21 protein-coding genes are annotated in these 20,630 nt (G+C 63.8%); 11 read left to right on the top strand and 10 right to left on the bottom strand.

The genetic code is table 11. From position 1 onward, the window contains the following. Positions 1-10 precede the first annotated feature (10 nt). Positions 11-436 carry a nuclear transport factor 2 family protein gene (locus tag CHB74_RS01580; protein WP_089217830.1) on the top strand — a complete coding sequence of 142 codons (426 nt, stop codon included), beginning with the start codon at positions 11-13 and terminating at the stop codon, positions 434-436. A 57-nt stretch (positions 437-493) separates the two neighbouring features. Here the strand turns inward: CHB74_RS01580 and CHB74_RS01575 are convergent, their stop codons facing one another. Then, on the bottom strand, positions 494-2,134 hold the full coding sequence (locus CHB74_RS01575; protein ID WP_179220665.1) for a putative bifunctional diguanylate cyclase/phosphodiesterase: 1,641 nt from the start codon (positions 2,132-2,134) through the stop codon (positions 494-496). Positions 2,135-2,380: 246 nt separating this feature from the next. On the opposite strand from CHB74_RS01575, the gene ffh reads away from it, so the two are divergent. Genes ffh through rimM form a run of 3 tightly spaced genes read left to right on the top strand, consistent with a single transcriptional unit; the run spans position 2,381 to position 4,850 of the window. After that, on the top strand, positions 2,381-3,865 hold the full coding sequence (gene ffh, locus CHB74_RS01570) for a signal recognition particle protein (protein WP_089217829.1): 1,485 nt from the start codon (positions 2,381-2,383) through the stop codon (positions 3,863-3,865). Between the two features lie 34 nt (positions 3,866-3,899). Further along, the gene (rpsP, locus tag CHB74_RS01565) at positions 3,900-4,325 is read left to right on the top strand and encodes a 30S ribosomal protein S16 (RefSeq protein ID WP_089217828.1); all 426 of its coding nucleotides are present in this window, start codon (positions 3,900-3,902) and stop codon (positions 4,323-4,325) included. A 57-nt stretch (positions 4,326-4,382) separates the two neighbouring features. Beyond that, on the top strand, positions 4,383-4,850 hold the full coding sequence (gene rimM / locus CHB74_RS01560) for a ribosome maturation factor RimM (RefSeq protein WP_089217827.1): 468 nt from the start codon (positions 4,383-4,385) through the stop codon (positions 4,848-4,850). A gap of 183 nt (positions 4,851-5,033) precedes the next feature. On the opposite strand, the gene CHB74_RS01555 is transcribed toward rimM, so the two are convergent. Then, positions 5,034-5,669 (bottom strand): PEPxxWA-CTERM sorting domain-containing protein, encoded by a 636-nt coding sequence (locus CHB74_RS01555; RefSeq protein WP_218821359.1) that lies wholly within the window; start codon positions 5,667-5,669, stop codon positions 5,034-5,036. Between the two features lie 113 nt (positions 5,670-5,782). On the opposite strand from CHB74_RS01555, the gene CHB74_RS01550 reads away from it, so the two are divergent. Next, complete coding sequence (locus tag CHB74_RS01550; protein ID WP_342746557.1) at positions 5,783-6,241, top strand: GFA family protein; 459 nt, start codon at positions 5,783-5,785, stop codon at positions 6,239-6,241. Positions 6,242-6,369: 128 nt separating this feature from the next. Then, entirely contained in the window at positions 6,370-6,678 is a 309-nt protein-coding gene (locus CHB74_RS01545; RefSeq protein WP_144033685.1) for a hypothetical protein, read from the top strand. Positions 6,679-6,866: 188 nt separating this feature from the next. Here the strand turns inward: CHB74_RS01545 and CHB74_RS01540 are convergent, their stop codons facing one another. Together CHB74_RS01540 and CHB74_RS01535 are read right to left on the bottom strand one after the other, a co-directional pair. Beyond that, positions 6,867-7,856 carry an agmatine deiminase family protein gene (locus tag CHB74_RS01540; RefSeq protein ID WP_089217824.1) on the bottom strand — a complete coding sequence of 330 codons (990 nt, stop codon included), beginning with the start codon at positions 7,854-7,856 and terminating at the stop codon, positions 6,867-6,869. 5 nt (positions 7,857-7,861) lie between these two features. Continuing rightward, positions 7,862-9,505: a M28 family metallopeptidase gene (locus CHB74_RS01535; protein WP_089217823.1), complete on the bottom strand. Its 1,644-nt coding sequence runs from the start codon at positions 9,503-9,505 to the stop codon at positions 7,862-7,864. Between the two features lie 141 nt (positions 9,506-9,646). Here CHB74_RS01535 and CHB74_RS01530 point away from each other — a divergent pair, with 141 nt between their 5' ends. Further along, the gene (locus CHB74_RS01530; protein ID WP_144033684.1) at positions 9,647-11,185 is read left to right on the top strand and encodes a hypothetical protein; all 1,539 of its coding nucleotides are present in this window, start codon (positions 9,647-9,649) and stop codon (positions 11,183-11,185) included. A gap of 116 nt (positions 11,186-11,301) precedes the next feature. Here CHB74_RS01530 and rpsD read toward each other — a convergent pair whose 3' ends face one another. Beyond that, on the bottom strand, positions 11,302-11,916 hold the full coding sequence (gene rpsD / locus CHB74_RS01525; RefSeq protein WP_089217821.1) for a 30S ribosomal protein S4: 615 nt from the start codon (positions 11,914-11,916) through the stop codon (positions 11,302-11,304). A gap of 293 nt (positions 11,917-12,209) precedes the next feature. Here rpsD and CHB74_RS01520 point away from each other — a divergent pair, with 293 nt between their 5' ends. After that, entirely contained in the window at positions 12,210-12,512 is a 303-nt protein-coding gene (locus CHB74_RS01520) for a chorismate mutase (protein WP_089217820.1), read from the top strand. A gap of 81 nt (positions 12,513-12,593) precedes the next feature. Here CHB74_RS01520 and CHB74_RS01515 read toward each other — a convergent pair whose 3' ends face one another. The 4 genes from CHB74_RS01515 to rpiB form a co-directional block, all read right to left on the bottom strand. Further along, positions 12,594-13,637 carry a TrmH family RNA methyltransferase gene (locus tag CHB74_RS01515; protein ID WP_089217819.1) on the bottom strand — a complete coding sequence of 348 codons (1,044 nt, stop codon included), beginning with the start codon at positions 13,635-13,637 and terminating at the stop codon, positions 12,594-12,596. 124 nt (positions 13,638-13,761) lie between these two features. Continuing rightward, positions 13,762-14,226 carry a transcriptional regulator NrdR gene (gene nrdR / locus CHB74_RS01510; protein ID WP_089217818.1) on the bottom strand — a complete coding sequence of 155 codons (465 nt, stop codon included), beginning with the start codon at positions 14,224-14,226 and terminating at the stop codon, positions 13,762-13,764. 15 nt (positions 14,227-14,241) lie between these two features. Continuing rightward, the gene (glyA, locus tag CHB74_RS01505; RefSeq protein WP_089217817.1) at positions 14,242-15,555 is read right to left on the bottom strand and encodes a serine hydroxymethyltransferase; all 1,314 of its coding nucleotides are present in this window, start codon (positions 15,553-15,555) and stop codon (positions 14,242-14,244) included. Continuing rightward, complete coding sequence (gene rpiB, locus CHB74_RS01500; protein ID WP_089217816.1) at positions 15,552-16,010, bottom strand: ribose 5-phosphate isomerase B; 459 nt, start codon at positions 16,008-16,010, stop codon at positions 15,552-15,554. Before rpiB ends, glyA begins: the two co-directional genes overlap by 4 nt. A 129-nt stretch (positions 16,011-16,139) precedes the next feature. Between rpiB and CHB74_RS01495 the strand changes: the two genes are divergently transcribed. Next, entirely contained in the window at positions 16,140-16,586 is a 447-nt protein-coding gene (locus CHB74_RS01495; RefSeq protein ID WP_089217815.1) for a hypothetical protein, read from the top strand. Between the two features lie 54 nt (positions 16,587-16,640). Further along, positions 16,641-17,465 (top strand): DUF5694 domain-containing protein, encoded by an 825-nt coding sequence (locus tag CHB74_RS01490; RefSeq protein ID WP_144033683.1) that lies wholly within the window; start codon positions 16,641-16,643, stop codon positions 17,463-17,465. Between the two features lie 4 nt (positions 17,466-17,469). Here the strand turns inward: CHB74_RS01490 and hemA are convergent, their stop codons facing one another. Continuing rightward, positions 17,470-18,684 carry a 5-aminolevulinate synthase gene (gene hemA, locus CHB74_RS01485; RefSeq protein WP_089217813.1) on the bottom strand — a complete coding sequence of 405 codons (1,215 nt, stop codon included), beginning with the start codon at positions 18,682-18,684 and terminating at the stop codon, positions 17,470-17,472. Between the two features lie 392 nt (positions 18,685-19,076). Between hemA and CHB74_RS01480 the strand changes: the two genes are divergently transcribed. Continuing rightward, a complete protein-coding gene (locus CHB74_RS01480; RefSeq protein ID WP_089217995.1) occupies positions 19,077-20,615 on the top strand; it encodes an arylsulfatase in 1,539 nt (512 codons plus the stop codon). The last annotated feature ends 15 nt before the right edge of the window (positions 20,616-20,630 follow it).

Below are 20,630 nucleotides of genomic sequence, written 5' to 3'. Positions count from 1 at the left end.
CGGGCGACGCGTGAACCTGCAGGAAATCGGTGACCGGCTGGCGATCAACGAGCTGCTGGCCCGTTACTGCCACGCGCTCGACCGCAAGGACTGGCCGGCCTTTCGGGCGGTGTTCACCGAGAATGCACGGATCGATTTCACTGCATTCGGCGGGCCGGAGGGTAACCCTGCGGAGCTGGAGGCGTTTCTGGCACCGATCCTCGATGGATTGGTCGCGTCGCAGCACATGGTTTCCACGATCATCATTGATCTGGACGGGAACGAGGCGCAGGCGCGATCGGCCGCGATCGTGCCGATGACGTCGGCCAGTGCCGAGGGGGCGGAGCAGACCCTGCTCAACGGCCTTTGGTATGAGGATCGGCTGGTGCGCACGCCCGCCGGCTGGCGCATTGCCGAACGCCGGCAGGTGCGCGGATGGGTGGCCATGGCGGGCTGAACGCGCTGTGCGGGGCGGAGCAGTCCGGCGCTGGCCGGTGCGGCGGCCGGCCGGCCTTCAGTAACCGAAAATGTGGCGGCGTTCGTCCGGATCGGGTTCGGCCGGCGCGCGGCCGGGCAGCAACATGCCATGTTCGGCGAGCAGGCGGCGGACCTGATTGACCGTCATCGGCTTGCCATAATGCCAGCCCTGGCCCTTGTGACAGCCGATCGCCTTCAACTGTTCGATGATGCCCGGATCTTCGATGCCTTCGGCCGTGATCGGCAGATTTAGGCTTTCGCCGAGTCGGGTGATGGCGTTGACGATGGCCGCGCTTTCCGGGTTCTCGCTCATCGACAGAACGAAGCTCTTGTCGATCTTGATGCGATCGAATGGCAGCGCGCGCAGATGCGCGAGCGATGAATAGCCGGTGCCGAAATCGTCGAGCGCTAGGCGTATGCCCTGATTTTTCAGGCTGCCGATGATCGATTGGGCAAGGCCGAGATTTTCGAACAGCGACGTTTCGGTGATCTCGATTTCGAGCCGGCTGGCGGGGAAGCCCGTTTCGACGAGCAGCTTGACGATCTTCTGCGCGAGCCAGGGATCCTTCAGCTGGCTGGGCGAGATATTGACCGAAAGCGTGAGGCCCGCGTCCCAGCTTTTGGCTTCCTCGAACGCCTGACGCATGACGGCCGTCGAAAGATCGCCGATCAGGCCGGCTTCTTCCGCGACGGGAATGAAGATGTCCGGGCCAATAATGCCCTGGATCGGGTGGTTCCAGCGGGCCAGCACCTCGAATCCCTGCAACTGGCCGGTTTCGAGGTCGATCTGCTGTTCGTAATAAGGCACGAATTCGCCGCGCGGAATGCCGTCGCGCAGACCCGCTTCGATGGCGTTGCGCAGCTGGAGTTCGCGCTCCATCGACGTGTCGAACCAGGCCATCCGGTTCCGGCCGCCTTTCTTGGCGGCATACATGGCGATGTCGGCGCGGCGCATCAGCGCTTCGACCGTCGTGCAATCCTGATCCGAGCGGGCAATGCCGACCGATGCGGATACATGCGCGCGGGCGCCATCGAGATCGAAGGGGATGGCGAGGCGATTGACCAGCGCATCGGCCAGTGCGTCGATCTGGCCAGCGCTCTGCCGATCCAGCGTGAGCGCGCAGGCGAATTCATCGCCACCGAGCCGGGCGGCGAGGGCGCCCTGGGGCAGCATGTCGCGGATCACGGTGGCGCAGGCCTTGAGCAGGCGATCGCCAATGCCGTGGCCGTGCAGATCGTTGACCGTCTTGAAATGATCGAGATCGATCATCAGGACGGCAACGCCGCGTCCCTTGGCGGTCGCGGTGTCGACGAGTTCGGCGCCGAGTTCGGCGAGCGAGCGGCGGTTGAGCAGCCCGGTGAGCGGATCGCTGGCGGCGAGCGACTGGGCGCGTTCCTCGGCAACGGCGCGTTCTTCCACCTCATGCTGGAGATCGCGATAGCGGCGCCAGCCGAACAGCAGCAGCGCGACGTTGAGGATGACGGCGGTCGTCAGCACCTGATCGGCGGCCTGGTGCCCCCCGGTCATCGCGGCGACGAAGTTGCTGACCACCGTGCCGCCCGTGCCGATCAGGAGCAGGGTGGCGGCCACCATGATGCCGCCGGTGACGATATCGCGCCGCGCGCTCGCCACCGAAGTCGTCTTTCGCTTTTCGCTTTGCCAGATGCGCCAGGCCAAGAACGGCACTCCCAATTCGGAACCGTTCCCATCCCTGCGCCATAAGCGGTGCAGAATGTGTTAAGCCGAGAGGAAATCTGCTGTCCCTTGCCTTGGGCGGCGGGATGGAGTAGGCGGCGCGGGTTCGTTCCGCACTGAACGTGACGCTGAAGCGCCCAAGGGTGCACGCTGGCCGGCGAGGTTTCGCCCGCCGGCGTATTTGCGTTTGGGGCTGCGGGCAAGGGTTTAGTCGGCCGGAGTGAGGCGATGTTCGAAAGTCTGAGCGAGCGGCTTGGCGGCGTTTTTGAACGCCTGCGCGGCCGTGGCGCGCTGAACGAGGCCGATGTCCGCGCCGCGATGCGCGAGGTTCGTATCGCGCTGCTGGAGGCGGACGTCGCCCTGCCGGTGGTGCGCGAATTCGTCGACAAGGCGACCGAGCAGGCTGTCGGCCAGCAGGTGCTGAAATCGGTCACGCCCGGCCAGCAGGTCGTCAAGATCGTCAATGACACGCTGGTCGAGATGCTCGGGTCCGAAACGGCGGACCTGAATGTCGATGTGGCGCCGCCGGCGGTGGTGATGATGGTCGGCCTGCAGGGTTCGGGCAAGACCACGACCACGGCGAAGATCGCCAAGCGCCTGACCGAAAAGGGCCGCAAGAAGGTGCTGATGGCGTCGCTCGACGTCTATCGCCCGGCCGCGCAGGAACAGCTGGCGACGCTCGGCACGCAGGCGACGATCGCGACGCTGCCGATCGTGGCCGGCCAGCAGCCGGTGGAAATCGCAAAGCGCGCGTTGCAGGCGGCGAAGCTGCAGGGCTTCGATGTCGTCATGCTCGACACCGCCGGTCGCCTGCACGTCGATCAGGCGCTGATGGAAGAGATGAAGGCGGTTGCCGACGTCTCGACCCCGCATGAAATCCTGCTCGTCGTCGATTCACTGACCGGCCAGGACGCGGTGAACGTCGCCAAGAGCTTCTCGGAGCAGGTGCCGCTGACCGGCGTCGTCCTGACTCGCATGGACGGCGATGCCCGTGGCGGTGCGGCGCTGTCGATGCGCGCCGTCACCGGCAAGCCGATCAAGTTCGCGGGCACCGGCGAAAAGCTCGACGGGCTGGAGCCGTTCAACCCGTCGCGCGTGGCCGGCCGCATCCTCGGCATGGGCGACGTTGTCAGCCTTGTCGAAAAGGCGGCGGAGACGATCAAGGTCGAGGAAGCGGAAGCGCTCGCGGCCAAGATGGCCAAGGGCCAGTTCGACCTTAACGATCTGCGCGCGCAACTGAACCAGATGAGCCGCATGGGCGGCCTTGGCGCGCTGGCCGGCATGCTGCCGGGCGTGAAGCAGGTGAAGCAGGCGATGGCGTCGGGCGCCGTCAACGACAAGATCCTCGTCCGCATGGATGCGATGATCGGTTCGATGACGCCCAAGGAGCGCACCAAGCCGGAGATCATCAACGCCAAGCGCAAGATCCGCATCGCCAAGGGCAGCGGCACCACCGTTCAGGAGGTGAACAAGCTGCTGAAGATGCATCAGGAAATGTCCACGGCCATGAAGAAGATCCGCAAGATGGGCGGTCTGAAGGGCCTGGGTGCGCTGCTTGGCAAGGGCGGCGGCCTTGGCGGCCTGATGGGGGGCGGTGGCGGGATGCCGCAGCTGCCGCCGGGCGGTCTGCCCGGGCTTGGCGGGGGCGGGGGCCTTCCCGGCCTCGGTGGCGGCGGCCTGCCGCCGGGTTTCGACAAATTTGGTAAGAAATAAGCGTTTTCAACAAGATCAGTAGAAGGAAGTCATCATGTCCGTTTCCATTCGTCTCGCCCGTGGCGGCGCCAAGAAGCGTCCTTATTACCGCATCGTCGTCGCCAACTCGCGCGCTCCGCGTGACGGCGCCTTCATCGAAAAGATCGGCACCTACAACCCGCTCCTTTCGAAGGAAGATCCCGCCCGCGTGACGCTCAACGTCGAGCGTGCGAAGCACTGGCTTTCGGTTGGCGCGCAGCCGACCGACCGCGTTGCCCGTTTCTTCGACGCCGCCGGCGTGAAGGAGCGTGCGGCCCGCAACAACCCGAAGAAGGCCGAGCCGGGCGAAAAGGCCAAGGAGCGCGCCGAGGAGCGTGCGGCCAAGCTCGCCGCCGCCGAGGAAGCCGCCAACGCCCCGGCCGAGGAGGCGCCCGCCGCCGAAGCTCCGGCCGAGGAAGCTGCCGAGGCGACCGAAGCCTGATCTGTGTGAGGCGCGGACCCGATCCGCGCCTCATCTGTCTGAAGTGAAGGGGTAGGAATGGATCGTCCCGTAACGCTCGCCGCGGTGATCGGTGCGCATGGGGTGAAGGGCGAGGTGCGCCTCAAGCTCTTTACCGACGATCTGAAACCCTATTCCACGCTGGACGCCGCCGGCCGCGCGCTGACCCTGAAAAGCGTGCGGCCCGGTTCCAACGGCGCGGTGGCCCGTTTCGCGGAGATCGAGACGCGTGACGCGGCCGAAGCGCTGCGCGGCACCCCGCTGACCGTCCCGCGATCGGCGTTGCCGGCGCTGGATGACGGTGAATATTATCATGTCGATCTGATCGGCCTTCCCTGCATCGTCGATGGCGCCGCGATCGGCACGGCCGTCGCGGTCGAGAATTTCGGCGCGGGCGATATCATCGAGATCGAAAAAGCCGACGGCAAGCGCCTGATGGTGCCGATCGCCGTGGCCGTAACGGTCGAAGCCGACCGATTGTTGATCGACCCTGACTTCATCGACTGAAGTGCAAGGGGGCGGGCCAAACCCGTTCCTATATTGCGGCCTCCCAAACGCGCATCGCGCCATTCTGGGGCGCATTGCGGATTCTGGCTTCCTGATCTTTTGAGCGTATCGCTGAGCGATGGAGCGGCTGTGATCGCCGCTTACGCCCGCGCTTTGCGGAAATGCCCGGATGGGTGCGGAAAATCAGGCATGCAGTGCGGTTCGCTGCACGTGATGGCCGGTGTGGCGTGCCCGCCTGACCGAACCGCCGATGAAGGCGAAACCCGCGATCATCATCGCCCAGCTGGTGGGTTCCGGAACGACGGTGATCGAAAATCCGGCCGACGGCGTGGCATTATCGAGCAGGCGCGTGGTGACGCGCGTAACCGTGCCGTTGAAGTTGCCATATTGGCCGCCAGCATAGCCATAGCTGATCGAGAGGCCACCGGCCAAGGGCACGGCTCTGTCGAGCAGGGGGAAGGCATCGCCGAACGATCCATCGGCGAAAAGGGCGCCGGCGCTGGCCGAAGCGGAGGATTTCGGGGCGTCCAGCGAATAGCCCGCGCTGATACCGTTATGGGAAAAGCCGGTCCAGAAGGATTCCATGCCGCCGGAGAACAGCTGTTCGGCATCGACGGTGACGCCGAACGAGGCATAGGCGTTGCCGGATTTGCCGGTGGGGAGCGACGTCCCGAACGGATCGAAATACATTTCGGAGCCGCTACCCCATGCTTCAAACGTCACCGATATGAAGGCGGCCTGCGCCTGACCCGCCCACATGCCTGTCGCCAGCACCAGCGTCGCCATCAATTTCCGCATCATCGCCTTCCCGTCGTGCACCGGCGGGTTGGATCATGCACGGCCGCAGCATCGCAAGTGCCCAATTGAGGGTTGTCCCATAATGAGGCGGTTCAGGGGGGTGGTGTTGGTATGCTTGACGCGGTTCGGCGTGGATGCCGAGAAAAGGGTGGGAGGGCATCGCTTTGGACATGGATATCGGCGAAGCGAAGGGCGCATGTCATTGCGGGCGCGTGCAGTTTCACGTTGTCCTGACAGACGGCTTGCGCACGGCGCGGCGGTGCACCTGCTCGCTCTGCCGGATGCGGGGCGCGATCGCGGTGTCGGCGGATATTGCCGGGATCACCATATTGGCGGGCGAAGATGCTATCGCCACCTATCAGTTCAACACGATGGCCGCGCGCCACCATTTCTGCCGCCATTGCGGTATCTATACGCACCATCAGCGGCGCTCGAACCCGGCGCAATATGGGGTGAATGTCGCGTGCCTTGAAGGGATCAGCCCGTTCGACTTCGTTGAGGTGCCCGTGTTAGACGGCGCTCACCATCCGAGCGACAGGGATGGGGTGACGATGGCCGCCGGCGTTTTGCGTTTCGAGGCTACGGGATATTAGCCGACGAGGAGGTGGTTTCGGGAAGCGACGCACGGGAGCTCAACGGCGCCTTAGTCGGGGGAGCGGACGTTGCGATCTACCCTTCTACCGTGCAGAAGCGATTGGCGGACACTCTTACGGATGCGGATATGCCCGTCGATAAATCCAGCCTCTTTGAGAGCACGAAAGCACTATGGCCGACGAAAATGGATCTGTCGCGAGATCCTGACGCGCTAAACAAAATCTACCGCGCTAATGAGGCCGCGCACAGCGTGGGCGACCATTGGCGACAACTCGCAATTTGGGCGTTCCATCAGGCCCTAAATGTCGCAGCGGCAGAAAACGGGGCAAGTGTAATCTTCGTTGATGCCGTTGATGCGACCGCATTTGATCGATGGATGCGGTCCAATCTTGCACACGAATGCTGGGCTGATGAGCTCGCCGAATACGACAGCTAAGTCGGCGTTTCCGGCCCGTTCGGTTTTGGGCGGAAATGGCGGATAGGCGCCACCCATAGGGCCTTTGCGCCTTGCCCGCGCCGCGCCCCTTAGCGGTCCTGATAAGGGGCTTCACAAAGACGAAGGCTTGTCTCGAAGGGCAATCGCTTGGACTGTCCTTCGAGACGTGGTTTCGATGCGCTTATGGCTCAGGCGGTGGGGATTTGCTGGCTGATGCAGTGCAGGCTGCCGCCGCCGGTGAGGATGTGATCGGCGCGGATGCCGATCGCCTTGCGGCCGGGGAACAGCGCGCCGAACGCGGCGACCGCAGCGTCGTCATTGACCGAGCCATAAACGGGCACGACCACGGCGGCATTGCCGACATAGAAGTTCATGTAGGAAGCGGGGACGATTTCACCGTCGCGTTCCACGAGGCCGGGCGAAGGCACGCCGACCACTTCCAGCCCGAAGGCGCGGGCGCGGGCGGCGGTATCGCGATAGATGGCTTCGTTGGGGTCGTTCGTGGCCGGTTCCGGGATGGCGATGCGGCCTTCGCCCACGAAGCGGGCGAGATTGTCGACATGGCCGTCGGTATGATCGTTGAGCAGGCCGTTGCCGAGCCACAGCACGCGATCGAGCCCGAGATCAGCCTTCAGCCGCGCCTCGATATCGCCGCGCGACAGATAGGGGTTGCGGTTCGGGTTCAGCAGGCATTGTTCGGTGGTGACGACAAGCCCGGTGCCGTCGACGTCGATCGCGCCGCCTTCGAAAATCCAGTCGCAGGTCTTGACCGGGAAGCGCGCGGCTTCGGCCAGCGCGCGGCCGATCGTATCGTCATGGGGCAGATCATATTTGCCGCCCCAGCCGTTGAAGCCGAAATCCATCGCGGTGGGCACGCCCTGGCCGGCCGCATCGTGAACGATGATCGGTCCGGTATCGCGCAGCCAGATATCGCCGAAGGGCGCGGTGACGACATCGACATTGCTGCCCGCCATGGCGAGCGCATCCTTGGCGGCCTGCTTGTTGGCGGCGACGAGGACGACGCGTTCGCCGGCGCCATCGGCATCGACGGCCTGCGCGAAGGCGACGACTTCCTCCTGCGCGGGGACGAGATCGTCCTCCCACAATTCGCCATGGCTGGGAAAGCCGATCCAGACGCGATCATGGGGGGCCCATTCGGCGGGCTGACGGTAGGTCATGCTGCTCACTTTCCTGCGCGCGACTTATCGCGGATCGCGCGGAATTCCGCGTCCGGATACCAGTTGGGCCATTTATCCGAATCCGCAAGCTCCCGCCCGATCGCGTAGAACAGCTTCAGATCGGAAACCGCGCCCGACCAATCCCAATTGGGATCATATTCGTCCTTCGGGCCGTGATAGCGGTTGGCGATATAATCCTCCGACAGCGCGGCGCCGCGCGCCGTGCCGCCTTCGACCAGATCGTCGCCGCTTTCGAAATAGATCATCGGCACGCCAAGCCGCGCGAAGCTGAAATGATCGGACCGGTAGTAGAAGCCCTTTTCGGGCGTCGGTTCGGGCACCAGCACGCGGCCTTCTGCGCTGGCGGCGCGCTTCAGATAATCTTCCAGTTCCGACTTGCCGGGGCCGACGACGACCACATCCTTCGCCTTGCCGATGACGTTGAGCGAATCGATGTTCACGCCGCCCACCGTATCGGCCAGCGGATAGATCGGGTTGGCGGCATAATATTCCGAACCGAGCAGGCCCGATTCCTCCGCCGTGACGGCAAGGAAGATGACCGAGCGTTCGGGCTGGCCGGCGGTGCGATAGGCTTCGGCCAGCGCGGTGAGTGCGGCGATGCCCGATGCGTTGTCGACCGCGCCGTTGCAGATATTGTCGCCGGCGACGGGCTCGCAAATGCCCAGATGGTCCCAATGGCCCGAATAGAGCACATATTCGTTCGGCCGCGATTTGCCCGGAATGACCCCGACGACATTCTTCGATTTCTGGCGGCGGATGCCCTGATCGAAGGCCAGGCTGGCCTTGAGCCCGGTGAAGGGCACGGCCTTGAAGCCCTTTTGCCCGGCGGCGGCGATCAGCTTGTCGAAATCCTGACCGGCGGACGCAAAGATGCGGCGCGCGCCATCGTTGGTGACCCAGCCCACCGCCTTCGACTGGTCCATATGGTTGCCCGGCTCGTCAAAGCCCAGCTGGCTGCCGACGTTGGACGAGACGACGACGTTGAAGCCATAGGCCGCCGGTTCGGTATCGTGGATGATGATCGCCGCGGCCGCGCCCTGCCGCGCTGCTTCGGCATATTTATAGTCCCAGCGGCCATAATAGGTCATCGCCCGGCCGCCGAAGGGGCCGTCCAGCGTCTGCGTCTTCCAGTCGGGATCGTTGACGAGGATGAGGACGGTCTTGCCCTTCACATCGAGCCCCGCATAGTCGTTCCAGCCGCGTTCGGGGGCGTTGATGCCATAGCCCACGAACACGATGTCGCTGTTTTCCACCGCGATCCTGGGCTGCACCTGATAAGACCAGCTGATCTGATCGGCCTTGTAGGCCAGATCGATCGGCCCCTTGCCGCCGGTGATGCGGATCGGGAAGCCGGGCGTGGGCGTCAGTTCGACCAGTGGCACATCCTGATACCATTGGCCGTTGTTGCCGGGCTTCAGCCCTGCCTTGGCGAAGCGATTGGCGATGAAGGCGACGGTTTTGTCCTCGGCCGGGGTAGCCGGGGCGCGGCCCTGGAAACTGTCGTCCGACAGCGTCTTCGTGATGTCCTTCAGCGTTGCGACATCGATGGCGGGCGCGGCCGGTTGGGCGGCGGGCGCCACGCTGGCCGTGGCAAGCGCGAGGAGGGAGGCGGCGAAAGTGAAACGCATGGGGCAGATTTCCCGGGAAATGATGTTGCGCGTCTCATGGCAGCGCCGTGGTGCGGGGGCAAGGGAGGGGCGGGGAGGGGATAATTGTCTTGATATCGAGATGATCCCCGGTTCAATGTGGTTTCGGGGGAGTATTGAACGATGAGGAAGAGTAAAATTATTGTGGCTGCATTTGCGATGCTGATCGGAAATGCAGAACTGGCGCAGGCGGCTTGGGTTAAAGCTGAAACGCCGAACTTTCGGATATACAGCGAGGGTAAGCCGGAGCAATTGAAGGAGTATGCGCTGCTGCTGGAGGAGTATGACCAGCTTCTGCGCATGATGACGAACACCACGGCGCCACCTTCACCCAACAAGCTGGATATCTATCTCGTTGGAAATAATTCCGAGTTGCGCGCTGTTCGCCCGGTTTCGCAGAATGTTGGGGGCTTCTATTCCGCCACGGCCGGTGCCATCGCAGCCTTTGCCATACGACGCAACATGGGAGGCATCGACGGCCTGGAGGTGCTGCAGCACGAATATGCTCATCATTTCATGATGCAATATTACCCCGGTGCCTATCCCGGGTGGTATGTTGAGGGGTTCGCCGAGTTCATGATGACGGCGAACATTACCGATGAGTTTACGGAGGTCGGTAATTTCAATCGTGACCGTGCGTTGTGGTTAAGCAATTCGGCGTGGGTGCCCACCGAATATATCCTTGAAGGTGATCCGGGGAAGCTCGACGGCGTGGGCACCAGCATGTTTTATTCGCAGAGCTGGCTGATGGTGCACTGGGCTTTCAGCAAAGAGATGCGCGGAAAGGCGTTGCGCGGCTATCTGGCTGCAAGGGCGAAGGGGGAGACGGGCGTCGAGGTTCTCACGCGCGAAATGGGCATGGATTATCGAATGTTCCATCGCGCGTTGAAGGCTTATGCGGATGGCAGGATCGGATTTCTGCGTTTTGCCCGGCAAAGTAAGCAAGCGCCCATCGAAGTGGCGATGACGCCTTTATCGCCGGCGGCGGACGATATCCTGCTTACGGCCGCAGGGCTGAGCCTTGGTGTTGATGAAAAGCGCGGCCCGGCCGTGCTGGCGCGCATCCGCGATGGCGCCAAGCGCCATGCCGGCGACCCCATGGCGATCACTGCGCTGGCAGAGGCGGAGATCGACTTTGGCGACCATGCGGCGGGGACGGCGATGCTCGACAAGCTGATCGCGGATGGGGCTAAGGACGCGCGGACGTTGTTTCTGCGCGGCTATGCGGATCTGACCAAGGCGCGGCGACTGGAGGGAGAGGCTCGTGCACCGCATTATGCCGCTGCCCGTAAATGGTTCGCCCGCACATTCCGCGTGGACCAGAATTATGTTCCGGCCTTATGGGGCTATGTCGAATGTTTTGGCGACAAGCCGTTGGACGATAACACACTCAACGTGCTGCTACACGCGCAGGCACTTGCCCCGCAGGTCGACAGTTTGCGGATGAACGCCGCCGTTGCCTTCTTGCGGCGCAAGGAGTTTGACCGGGCGACGCGCATGATCACGCCCCTTGCTGCGGATCCCCATGGTGGGAAAATGGCGAAGCTGGCTGGGCATCTCCTCGACAAGGCGAAGGCGCGTTCGTTCAGCGAGGCTGATCTGAAAACTGGCGAGGAGGACGTAGGCGTGGCTGCCAAGGGGCGCGGCGACGGCAAAAGCTGACATTGAGTATGTAAGGGGCGAGGGGCTTTGGCCCCTTTCGCGCCCGCGTTCGGCGCATAAGAAAAAGGGCGGCTCCTTGCGGAACCGCCCCTTTTTCTGTCGGTATGGAAACCGGATCAGCGCGAATAGAATTCGACGACCAGGTTCGGTTCCATCTTCACCGGATAGGGCACTTCGTCGAGCGTCGGCACGCGGACGAAGGTGACCTTGGTGGCGCCGTCGGCGGCGACATATTCCGGAATGTCACGCTCGGACAGGCTCTGCGCTTCGAGCACGAGGGCCATTTCCTGCGCCTTCTTGCCCAGCGTCACTTCGTCGCCCGGCTTCACCAGACGCGACGCGATGTTGCACTTCACGCCGTTCACATAGATGTGGCCGTGCGAAACGAGCTGACGGGCCGAGAAGATCGTCGGCGCGAACTTGGCGCGGTAGACCAGCGCGTCCAGGCGGCGCTCGAGCAGGCCGATCAGGTTCTGACCGGTGTCGCCCTTCATGCGCGACGCTTCGATGTACGACTTCTTGAACTGCTTTTCGGTGACTTCGCCGTAATAGCCCTTCAGCTTCTGCTTCGCCTTGAGCTGGATGCCGTAATCCGACATCTTGCCCTTGCGGCGCTGACCGTGCTGGCCGGGGCCATATTCACGACGGTTCACCGGGCTCTTCGGGCGACCCCAGATGTTTTCGCCCATCCGGCGGTCGATCTTGTACTTGGCGCTGTTGCGCTTCGACATGGTATGTCCTTCAATTGCTACAACGTGATCCGCCCTTGGCAATATGCTGCGGGCGGGCTGATCCCGGTATCGCGCTGCGTGGGATCATGGTCCGGGGACCGAAATCCGGCAGGGCCACCGCTTCACCGGGGTGCGGGGCCAATTGCGAAGCGGCGCCTATGACGGCGTTGGGCGGAGGAGTCAAGGTTGGCGGCGGCCGTGGAAGCGGTGGAGCGGCATCGGGCCCGGCCTTGAGCTTGCGCCGGAAACGCGAAGCGCTTCCACCCCGGGCGATCAGGCTCTAGGGAAGCGCCATGCCAGAGATACTCTCCCCCGAAGATTGTTCCACCATGGCCGAGGTGCGCGCCGGTGTCGATGCGCTGGACGAACGCATCGTGACCATGCTCGGCACGCGCATGCGCTACATGGACGCCGCCGCCCGCATCAAGGCGACGCGCGATGCGGTGCGCGACGAGGCGCGCAAGGCGCAGGTGATCGACAATGCCGCCGCCGTGGCGGAACGCGTGGGCGTGCCCACCGCGCTGATCCGCGAGCTTTACGACCGGCTGGTCGAAGGTTCGATCGCCTATGAGTTCGACAAGTTCGACGCGCGGTAGGGCGTTTTCGCTCCACTTCCGTCCTGCTGAGCCTGTTTCGCCCCGGCTTTCGTCAGGATGACGAAGGGCGTGGGGTGAGGTTCAGCGCGGCCGGGGCTTGGCGAGCGCGCTGAGCACGCCGCGCATGGTGCGCACTTCCTGCGCGGTCCAGCCGGGCTTGGTGAGCATGGTGCGCAAGGTGCGCTTGGTGGCGGGCACGCGATCCGGCGGGAAGAAATAGCCCGCGCCATCGAGCATGGTTTCGAGCTGGCCGATCATCCCGTCGAGATCGCCCTGCGGCGCCGGCGGATCGAGATCGGTGACGGTGGGCTGGGCCAGCACCTGCCCCTTCGACCATTCATAAGCGACGAGGATCACCGCCTGCGCGAGATTGAGGCTGCCGAATTCCGGGTTGATCGGCACCGTCAGGATATCGCGCGCGACGGCAACGTCGTCGGTTTCCAGCCCCGACCGCTCCGGCCCGAACAGGATGGCCGAGCGGCCGGGTTCCGCATGGATCGCGCGCGCGGCCTGTTCGGGTGTCACCACCGGCTTCGTCACGCCGCGCTTGCGCACCGTTGTCGCATAGACATGCGCGCAATCGGCCACCGCATCGGCGACGCTTTCATAGACCTGCGCATTGGCCAGCACGATATCCGCGCCCGAAGCGGCGGGGCCGGCATCCGGGTTGGGCCAGCCATCGCGGGGTGACACGAGGCGCATTTCGGCAAGCCCGAAATTGAGCATGGCGCGCGCCGCCTTGCCGATATTTTCGCCAAGCTGCGGGCGGACGAGGACGATGGCGGGGGGAGGGGACACTGAAAATTCCGTTTGGTTCGAGCTAGCGTCGAGCGAAGTCGAGACGCGGGGTCGAGAACGTGCTGCATCCGCGATCGAAGCCCAGTCGCTGCGGAACAGGGCTTCCTTCTTCTTGCGCGACCAATCCTTGATTTGTTGTTCGCGGTCCAGCGCTTCCAGCCGTGTCTGAAAGTTTTCGCTGAACATGAGTTCGACGGGGCGGCGATCATAAGTGTAGCCGGGCAGGGCGCCGGATTGATGTTCGGCCATGCGGCGATCGAGATCGTCGGTGTGGCCGGTATAATAGGTGCCGTCGGCACAGCGCAGAATGTAGACGAAGAAGCTCATCGCAGGCTCGTCCTCGACAAACTGAAGTCCGATGGAATGGACCGGGTTCTCGGCGGGCTCGAACCTAACGGGCGCTCAAGGTTCTCGACAAGCTCGAACCAAACGAAAGGAGGCTGGGAAGGGATCAGCCCTCTTTCCCTGCCTCCGCCACCGTGCCCGCGAAGTCTTCGAAATCCTTGGCTTCGGTGAAGTCTTTATAGACGCTGGCGAAGCGGATGTAGGCGACGCTGTCGAGCGCCTTCAGCCCGTCCATCACCATCGCGCCGACCTGCGCCGCCGCGACTTCGCTTTCGCCGCTGGTTTCGATCTGGCGCTGGATGGCGGAGAGCAGGCGATCGACCCGTTCGGGATCGATCGGGCGCTTGCGGCAGGCGATCGCCACCGAAAGCGCCAGCTTTTCACGATCGAACGGCTCGCGCCGGCCGTCGCTCTTGACGATCGTCAGCTCGCGCAGCTGGATCCGTTCGAACGTGGTGAAGCGCGCGCCGCACCCTTCGCACTGGCGCCGACGGCGGATGGCCGCCCCATCCTCGCTGGGGCGGCTATCCTTCACCTGGCTGTCGTCATGGGCGCAGAACGGGCAGCGCAAGCCGGCGTCCCCCGATTACTGCGCGGGGTAGATCGGGAAGCGGGCGCAGAGCGCCTCGACCCGAGCCTTGACGTTGGCTTCGACCGCCGGATCGCCATGTTCGCCCTTGGCCTTCAGGCCATCGAGCACGTCGGCGATCATGTCGGCGATCTCGCGGAATTCGGCCGGGCCGAAGCCGCGCGTCGTGCCGGCGGGCGAGCCGACGCGGATGCCCGAGGTCTTGACCGGGGGCAGCGGATCGAACGGGATGCCGTTCTTGTTGCAGGTGATCGACGAACGCTCCAGCGCCTCGTCGGCATCGCGGCCGGTGACGCCGAGCGGGGTCAGGTCGACCAGCGCGAGGTGCGTGTCGGTGCCGCCCGAGACGATCTCCGCGCCGCGCTCCTTGAGGCGGGCGGCGAGCACCTTGGCGTTCTCGACCACGGCCTTGGCGTAGCTCTTGAATTCCGGCTGCAGTGCTTCACCGAATGCAACCGCCTTGGCGGCAATGACGTGCATCAGCGGGCCGCCCTGGAGACCGGGGAACACCGCCGAGTTGATCTTCTTCGCGATCGCTTCGTCATCGGTCATGATCATGCCGCCACGGGGGCCGCGCAGCGTCTTGTGCGTGGTGGTGGTGACGACGTGGGCGTGGCCGAACGGCGTCGGGTGGACGCCACCGGCGACGAGACCGGCGAAGTGGGCCATGTCGACCATGAACAGCGCGCCGACTTCATCGGCGATCGCGCGGAAGCGGGCGAAATCGATGTGGCGCGGATAGGCCGAGCCACCGGCGATGATCAGCGTCGGCTTATGTTCCTTGGCGAGCGCTTCGACCTGATCGAAATCGATCAGGTGATCGTCGCGGCGGACGCCATATTGCACGGCATTATACCATTTGCCCGAAAGCGCGGCGCGGGCGCCGTGCGTCAGGTGGCCGCCGGCATCGAGGCTGAGGCCCATGATGGTGTCGCCCGGCTTGGTGAGCGCGAGCATCACCGCGCCGTTCGCCTGCGCGCCCGAATGCGGCTGGACGTTCGCGAAGCCGCAGTTGAACAGCTGCTTGGCGCGTTCGATGGCGAGGCTTTCGACGACGTCCGACGGCGCGCAGCCCTGATAGTAGCGCTTGCCGGGATAGCCTTCGGCATATTTGTTGGTGAAGACCGAACCCTGCGCCTCGAGCACCGCCTTGGAGACGATGTTTTCCGACGCGATCAGCTCGATCTGGTTCTGCTCGCGCGAGAGTTCCTGGCGGACGCCACCGAACACGGCCGGATCGGCATCGGCAAGGCCACGGGTGAAGAAGCCGTCCGGCTGGACCTCCGAAAGATTTACGGGGTTGGTGCTCATGCGGGCTCCTTCGCGTTGGCGGGGTTGGAAAGCTTGTCGACGCGGCGCTGGTGGCGGCCGCCTTCGAATGGGGTGGCAAGGAAGGCCGCGAGGCAATCCTTGGCGGAGTCGACGCCGATCAGGCGGGCGCCCATAGCGACGACGTTCGCGTCATTGTGCTGGCGCGACAGGCGGGCGGACAGCCCGTCCGACACGAGCGCGCAGCGGACGCCGGGATTGCGGTTGACGGCGATCGAGATGCCGATGCCCGATCCGCACAGCGCGACGCCCTTGGCCGCCGCGCCCGATGCGACGGTTTCGGCGAGCTTGTAGCCATAATCGGGATAGTCGACGGAATCGGCCGTCGCCGGGCCGAGGTCGAGCACCTCATGGCCCTGTTCGCGTAGCCAGTCGGCGAGGATCGCCTTCAGCTCGATAGCGGCATGATCGGATGCAATGGCGATGATATCGGCCATGGGAAAGGTTCCGGATTGAGTCGAATGGCGGCTATCTAGGGACTCGCGGCAGGAAACGCCACCTGCCATGTTGCAAAGCGGCGATCCGCGCGTTGACGTGGGATAAGGCCAGCTGCGAAGGAACTGGAAATGAAGCGGATTGCGATGATTGCGGGTTGCGTTCTGGCGGCCGCGTGCAGCCCGGCGGGCGATGCCGGCGCGCCGGTGGGCGACGGCGTGGCGGCCGGCAATGCGATCCTGCCCGCCGAACCGGACATGACCATCGCCAATGCCGCCGAGGCGCCGGCGACGCCGGCACCCACCGATGCGTGGATCGGAAAATGGGTGGGCGTGGAAGGGCTGGCGCTGGACATCGCGCCGGGGCCCGACGCGGGGCAATATGCGCTGAAGGTGTCGCTGCTCGACGGGACCGGCACCTATGTCGGCCGGGCGGATGGCGAGGCGATCCGCTTCACCCGCGATGGCAGGGAAGAAAGCATCCGCAAGGCGAGCGGGGATGAGACTGGGCTGAAATATCTGGCCGGCAAGAAGGACTGCCTGATGATCCGCGAGGGCGAGGGCTTCTGCCGCGATTGACCTCTGCCTGCCATGCTGTATTAATATAGCAATACACATGGTGGGAGAGCGGCGATGAGGATGTTGGCGCTGGTGGCGGCCTTGATCGGGTTCACCATGCCGGCATCGGCGGCCGAACCCGTGCAGGTGATGGTGCTCGGCGTCTATCATTTCGCCAATCCGGGGCTCGACCTGCACAATGCCCGCGCCGACGATCCGCTGACCCCGCGACGGCAAAGCGAACTGGCGGCGGTGACGCGGGCCCTGCTGGCCTTCCGCCCGACGCATGTGATGGTGGAGGCCCGGCCGGCGACGGCCGACCTGTCGGTGCCGGCCTATCGGGATTTCACGCCGGACATGCTGGCGCGGGACCGCAACGAGATCGTCCAGATCGGCTATCGTCTCGCTCATGCCGCCGGTTTGCGGGCGGTGCAGGGCATCGACGAGCAACCCGGCGAGGGCGAGCCCGATTATTTCCCTTATGACAAGGTGCAGGCTTATGCGGCGTCGCATGGCGGGCAGGGCACGCTCGACGCGCTGAACGCGGCGGTTGGCGCCGAGGTGAAGGCGTTCGAGAAAAAGCAGGAAAGCGCCAGCATCGCCGAACTGCTGATGTGGCATAATGATCCCGCCGCGCCGCTGGCGGGGCAGGCCTTTTATTATGGCGTGCTGGGCATCGGCGATACGGAGGCGCAGCCCGGTGCCGACCTGAATGCCGGCTGGTATCTGCGCAACGCCAAGATCTTCGCCAAGCTGATGACGGTGGCCAGGCCTGGCGATCGTGTGGTCGTGATCTATGGCGCGGGCCATAATTACTGGCTCCGCCACTTCGCGCGCGAGACGCCGGGCTTCGTTTCGGTCGATCCGCTGCCTTATCTGAAGGCAGCGGCGGGCCGGTGAGGGGTCAGGCCGCCAGGCGAAGGTCGATCCGGTCCCAGATTTCGAGCAGCGCGGACGTAAGATCGTCCATCATCGCTTCGGTATGCTGCGGCCCCGGCGTGAAGCGCAGCCGTTCGGTGCCGCGCGGCACCGTCGGATAATTGATCGGCTGCACATAGACGCCATATTCGGCAAGCAGGATATCACTGACCCGCTTGGCCTTCACCGGATCGCCCACCATCAGCGGCACGATATGGGTGGTGGAATCCATCACCGGCAGCCCGGCATCGCCGAACTTGGCCTTCAGCATGGCGGCGGCGGCCTGCTGGCCCTCGCGTTCCTCGTCCGAGGATTTGAGGTGGCGGATCGACGCGAGCGCCCCGGCGACGAGCACGGGCGAAAGTGATGTGGTGAAGATGAAGCCCGGCGCGTAGCTGCGGATCACATCGATGATCGTGCGATCGGCCGCGATATAGCCGCCCATCACGCCGATCGCCTTGGCCAGCGTGCCTTCGATGATGGTGAGGCGGTGGGCCGCGCCGTCGCGATCGGCGATGCCGCCGCCGCGCGGGCCGTACATGCCGACGGCGTGAACCTCGTCCAGATAGGTGAGCGCATTATATTTGTCGGCGAGATCGCAGATCGCGTGGATCGGCGCGACATCGCCTTCCATCGAATAGACGCTTTCGAAGGCGATCAGCTTGGGGACATCCGGGTCCGCCGCTGCCAGCAGTTCTTCAAGATGGGCGAGATCATTGTGGCGGAAGACGCGCTTTTCGCAGCCCGAGTTGCGGATGCCCGCAATCATCGAAGCGTGGTTCAGCTCGTCCGAGAAGATGATGCAACCCGGCAGCACCTTGCCCAGCGTGGAGAGCGTGGCATCGTTCGAGACATAGCCCGAGGTGAAAAGGAGCGCGGCTTCCTTGCCGTGCCAGTCCGCCAGCTCGTTTTCGAGATCGATATGGTAATGCGTGTTGCCGCCGATATTGCGGGTGCCGCCAGAGCCGGCGCCGACATCGTGCAGCGCGTCTTCCATGGCGGTGATCACCTTGGGATGCTGACCCATGGCGAGATAATCGTTCGAACACCAGACGGTGATCGGCTTGGGGCCGTTATGGCCGGCGAAGCAGCGGGCGTTGGGAAATGCGCCCTTATTGCGCAAAATATCGATGAAGACGCGATAGCGCCCTTCGGCGTGCAGCCGGTCGATGGCTTCGGCGAAAACGCGCTGGTAGTCCAAAGAACCTACTCCCCCGGGGGCACCCGCCCTCGAAATGTCGCGGCTTTTTACGGAAGCCGCCCTTCTTTTTCCAGCGCGAACGGTTCGCAACTGGTGGACGAATTGTCCCACGCAACTTGCACGGAATATGGTTAGCCTTTCGTTCCCGCCAAGCCTGCTTTTTCTAGCGCCTGAACAAGCCGAAGGACAATGCGAAAGCTGATTTGCTGTGATCGGCCAGAGCGATGACCGGGGTTGGACGAAGCAGGCCGGATCAGGTGTGCGCGGCGGGCATTTACCCGGGAGGGCCCCTACGGATTTTTCCTGTCCCCCGGATCGGGTGCGCCCCTGATAGGCGGCCGGCAGCGATTTTGAGATCGTCGCGGCCGTTCTCAGCGCCAATGGAGGCAGCCATGCCCAACGGGAAGCCCAATATTCTGGTTATCTGGGGCGACGATATCGGCCAGTCGAACCTCAGTTGCTATACACGCGGACTGATGGGCTATCACACGCCCAATATCGATCGGATCGCGGCCGAAGGAATGCTGTTCACCGACAGCTATGGCGAGCAGAGCTGCACCGCCGGGCGATCATCCTTCATCACCGGGCAAAGCGTGCTCCGCACCGGCCTTTCGAAGGTGGGCATACCGGCGTCTCCGATCGGGATGACGGACAAGAGCGTGACCATCGCCGCGCTTCTGAAGGAGCAGGGCTATGCCACCGGGCAGTTCGGCAAGAACCATCTGGGCGACCTGAACCATATGCTGCCGACCAACCATGGCTTCGACGAATTCTACGGCAATCTCTATCATCTGAACGCCGAGGAAGAGCCGGAGATGGCGAATTATCCGACCAAGGATGAGTTCCCCCATTTTCGCGAGAATTTCGGTCCGCGCGGCGTGATCCACAGCTGGGCGACCGACAAGGATGATCCGACCGAGATGCCGCGCTGGGGCAAGGTGGGCAAGCAGAAGATCGAGGACACGGGCCCGCTGACCAAGAAGCGGATGGAGACCTGCGACGATGATTTCGTCGAGAAGGCGATTGCCTTCATCAAGAAGGCCAAGGCGGAGGGGAAGCCATTCTTCCTGTGGCTGAACACCACGCACATGCACATGTTCACCCACACCAAGAAAGAGAGCCTGGGGCAGGCGGGGCGCTGGCAATCGCCTTACCACGACACGATGATCGACCATGACAAGAATGTCGGGCAGATGCTGGACCTGCTGGACGAACTTGGCATTGCCGACGACACCTTCGTCCAATATTCGACCGACAACGGTCCGCACCGCAATTCATGGCCGGATGGCGGGATGACGCCGTTTCGCAGCGAGAAGAACACCAATTGGGAAGGTGCATATCGCGTGCCGCTGCTCGTCCGCTGGCCGGGCAAGGTGGCGGCGGGGTCCGTTTCCAATGGGATCGTCCAGCATCATGACTGGCTGCCCACATTCCTGGAGATGGCGGGCGCGCCGGATGTCGTGGACAAGCTGAAGAAGGGCCACAAGGCGATCGGCCGCACCTACAAGAACCATATTGATGGGGTGAGCCTGCTCGGCCACATCACGGGCAAGGAGGAGGAGAGCCCGCGCAAGGCCTTTTTCTACATCAGCGACGACGGCGACATTCTCGCCATGCGCTATGACAATTGGAAGCTGGTCTTCCTGGAACAGCGTTGCCACGGCACGATGCAGGTCTGGGCGGAACCGTTCACGCGGCTACGCATGCCCAAGATCTTCAACCTGCGAACCGATCCCTATGAGTTCGCCGACCAGACATCGAACACCTATTATGACTGGTTCCTGCACAACGCCTATTTTCTCTATGCGGCGCAAAGCGGGGCGGCGCAGTTCGCAGAGACGTTCAGGGATTTCCCGCCTGTCCAGCGGCCGGGAAGTTTCACGATCGATGATGCCGTCGCGAAGATGGCGGATGTCGGCGGATCAAGCTGATCCGATCTGGCGGTA

The organism is Edaphosphingomonas laterariae, assembly GCF_900188165.1.
In the GTDB taxonomy this organism is placed as follows: Bacteria; Pseudomonadota; Alphaproteobacteria; order Sphingomonadales; family Sphingomonadaceae; genus Sphingomonas_E; species Sphingomonas_E laterariae.
The sequence above is the reverse complement of the archived record's forward strand: the minus strand, read 5'-3'. Positions and strand labels throughout refer to the sequence as shown.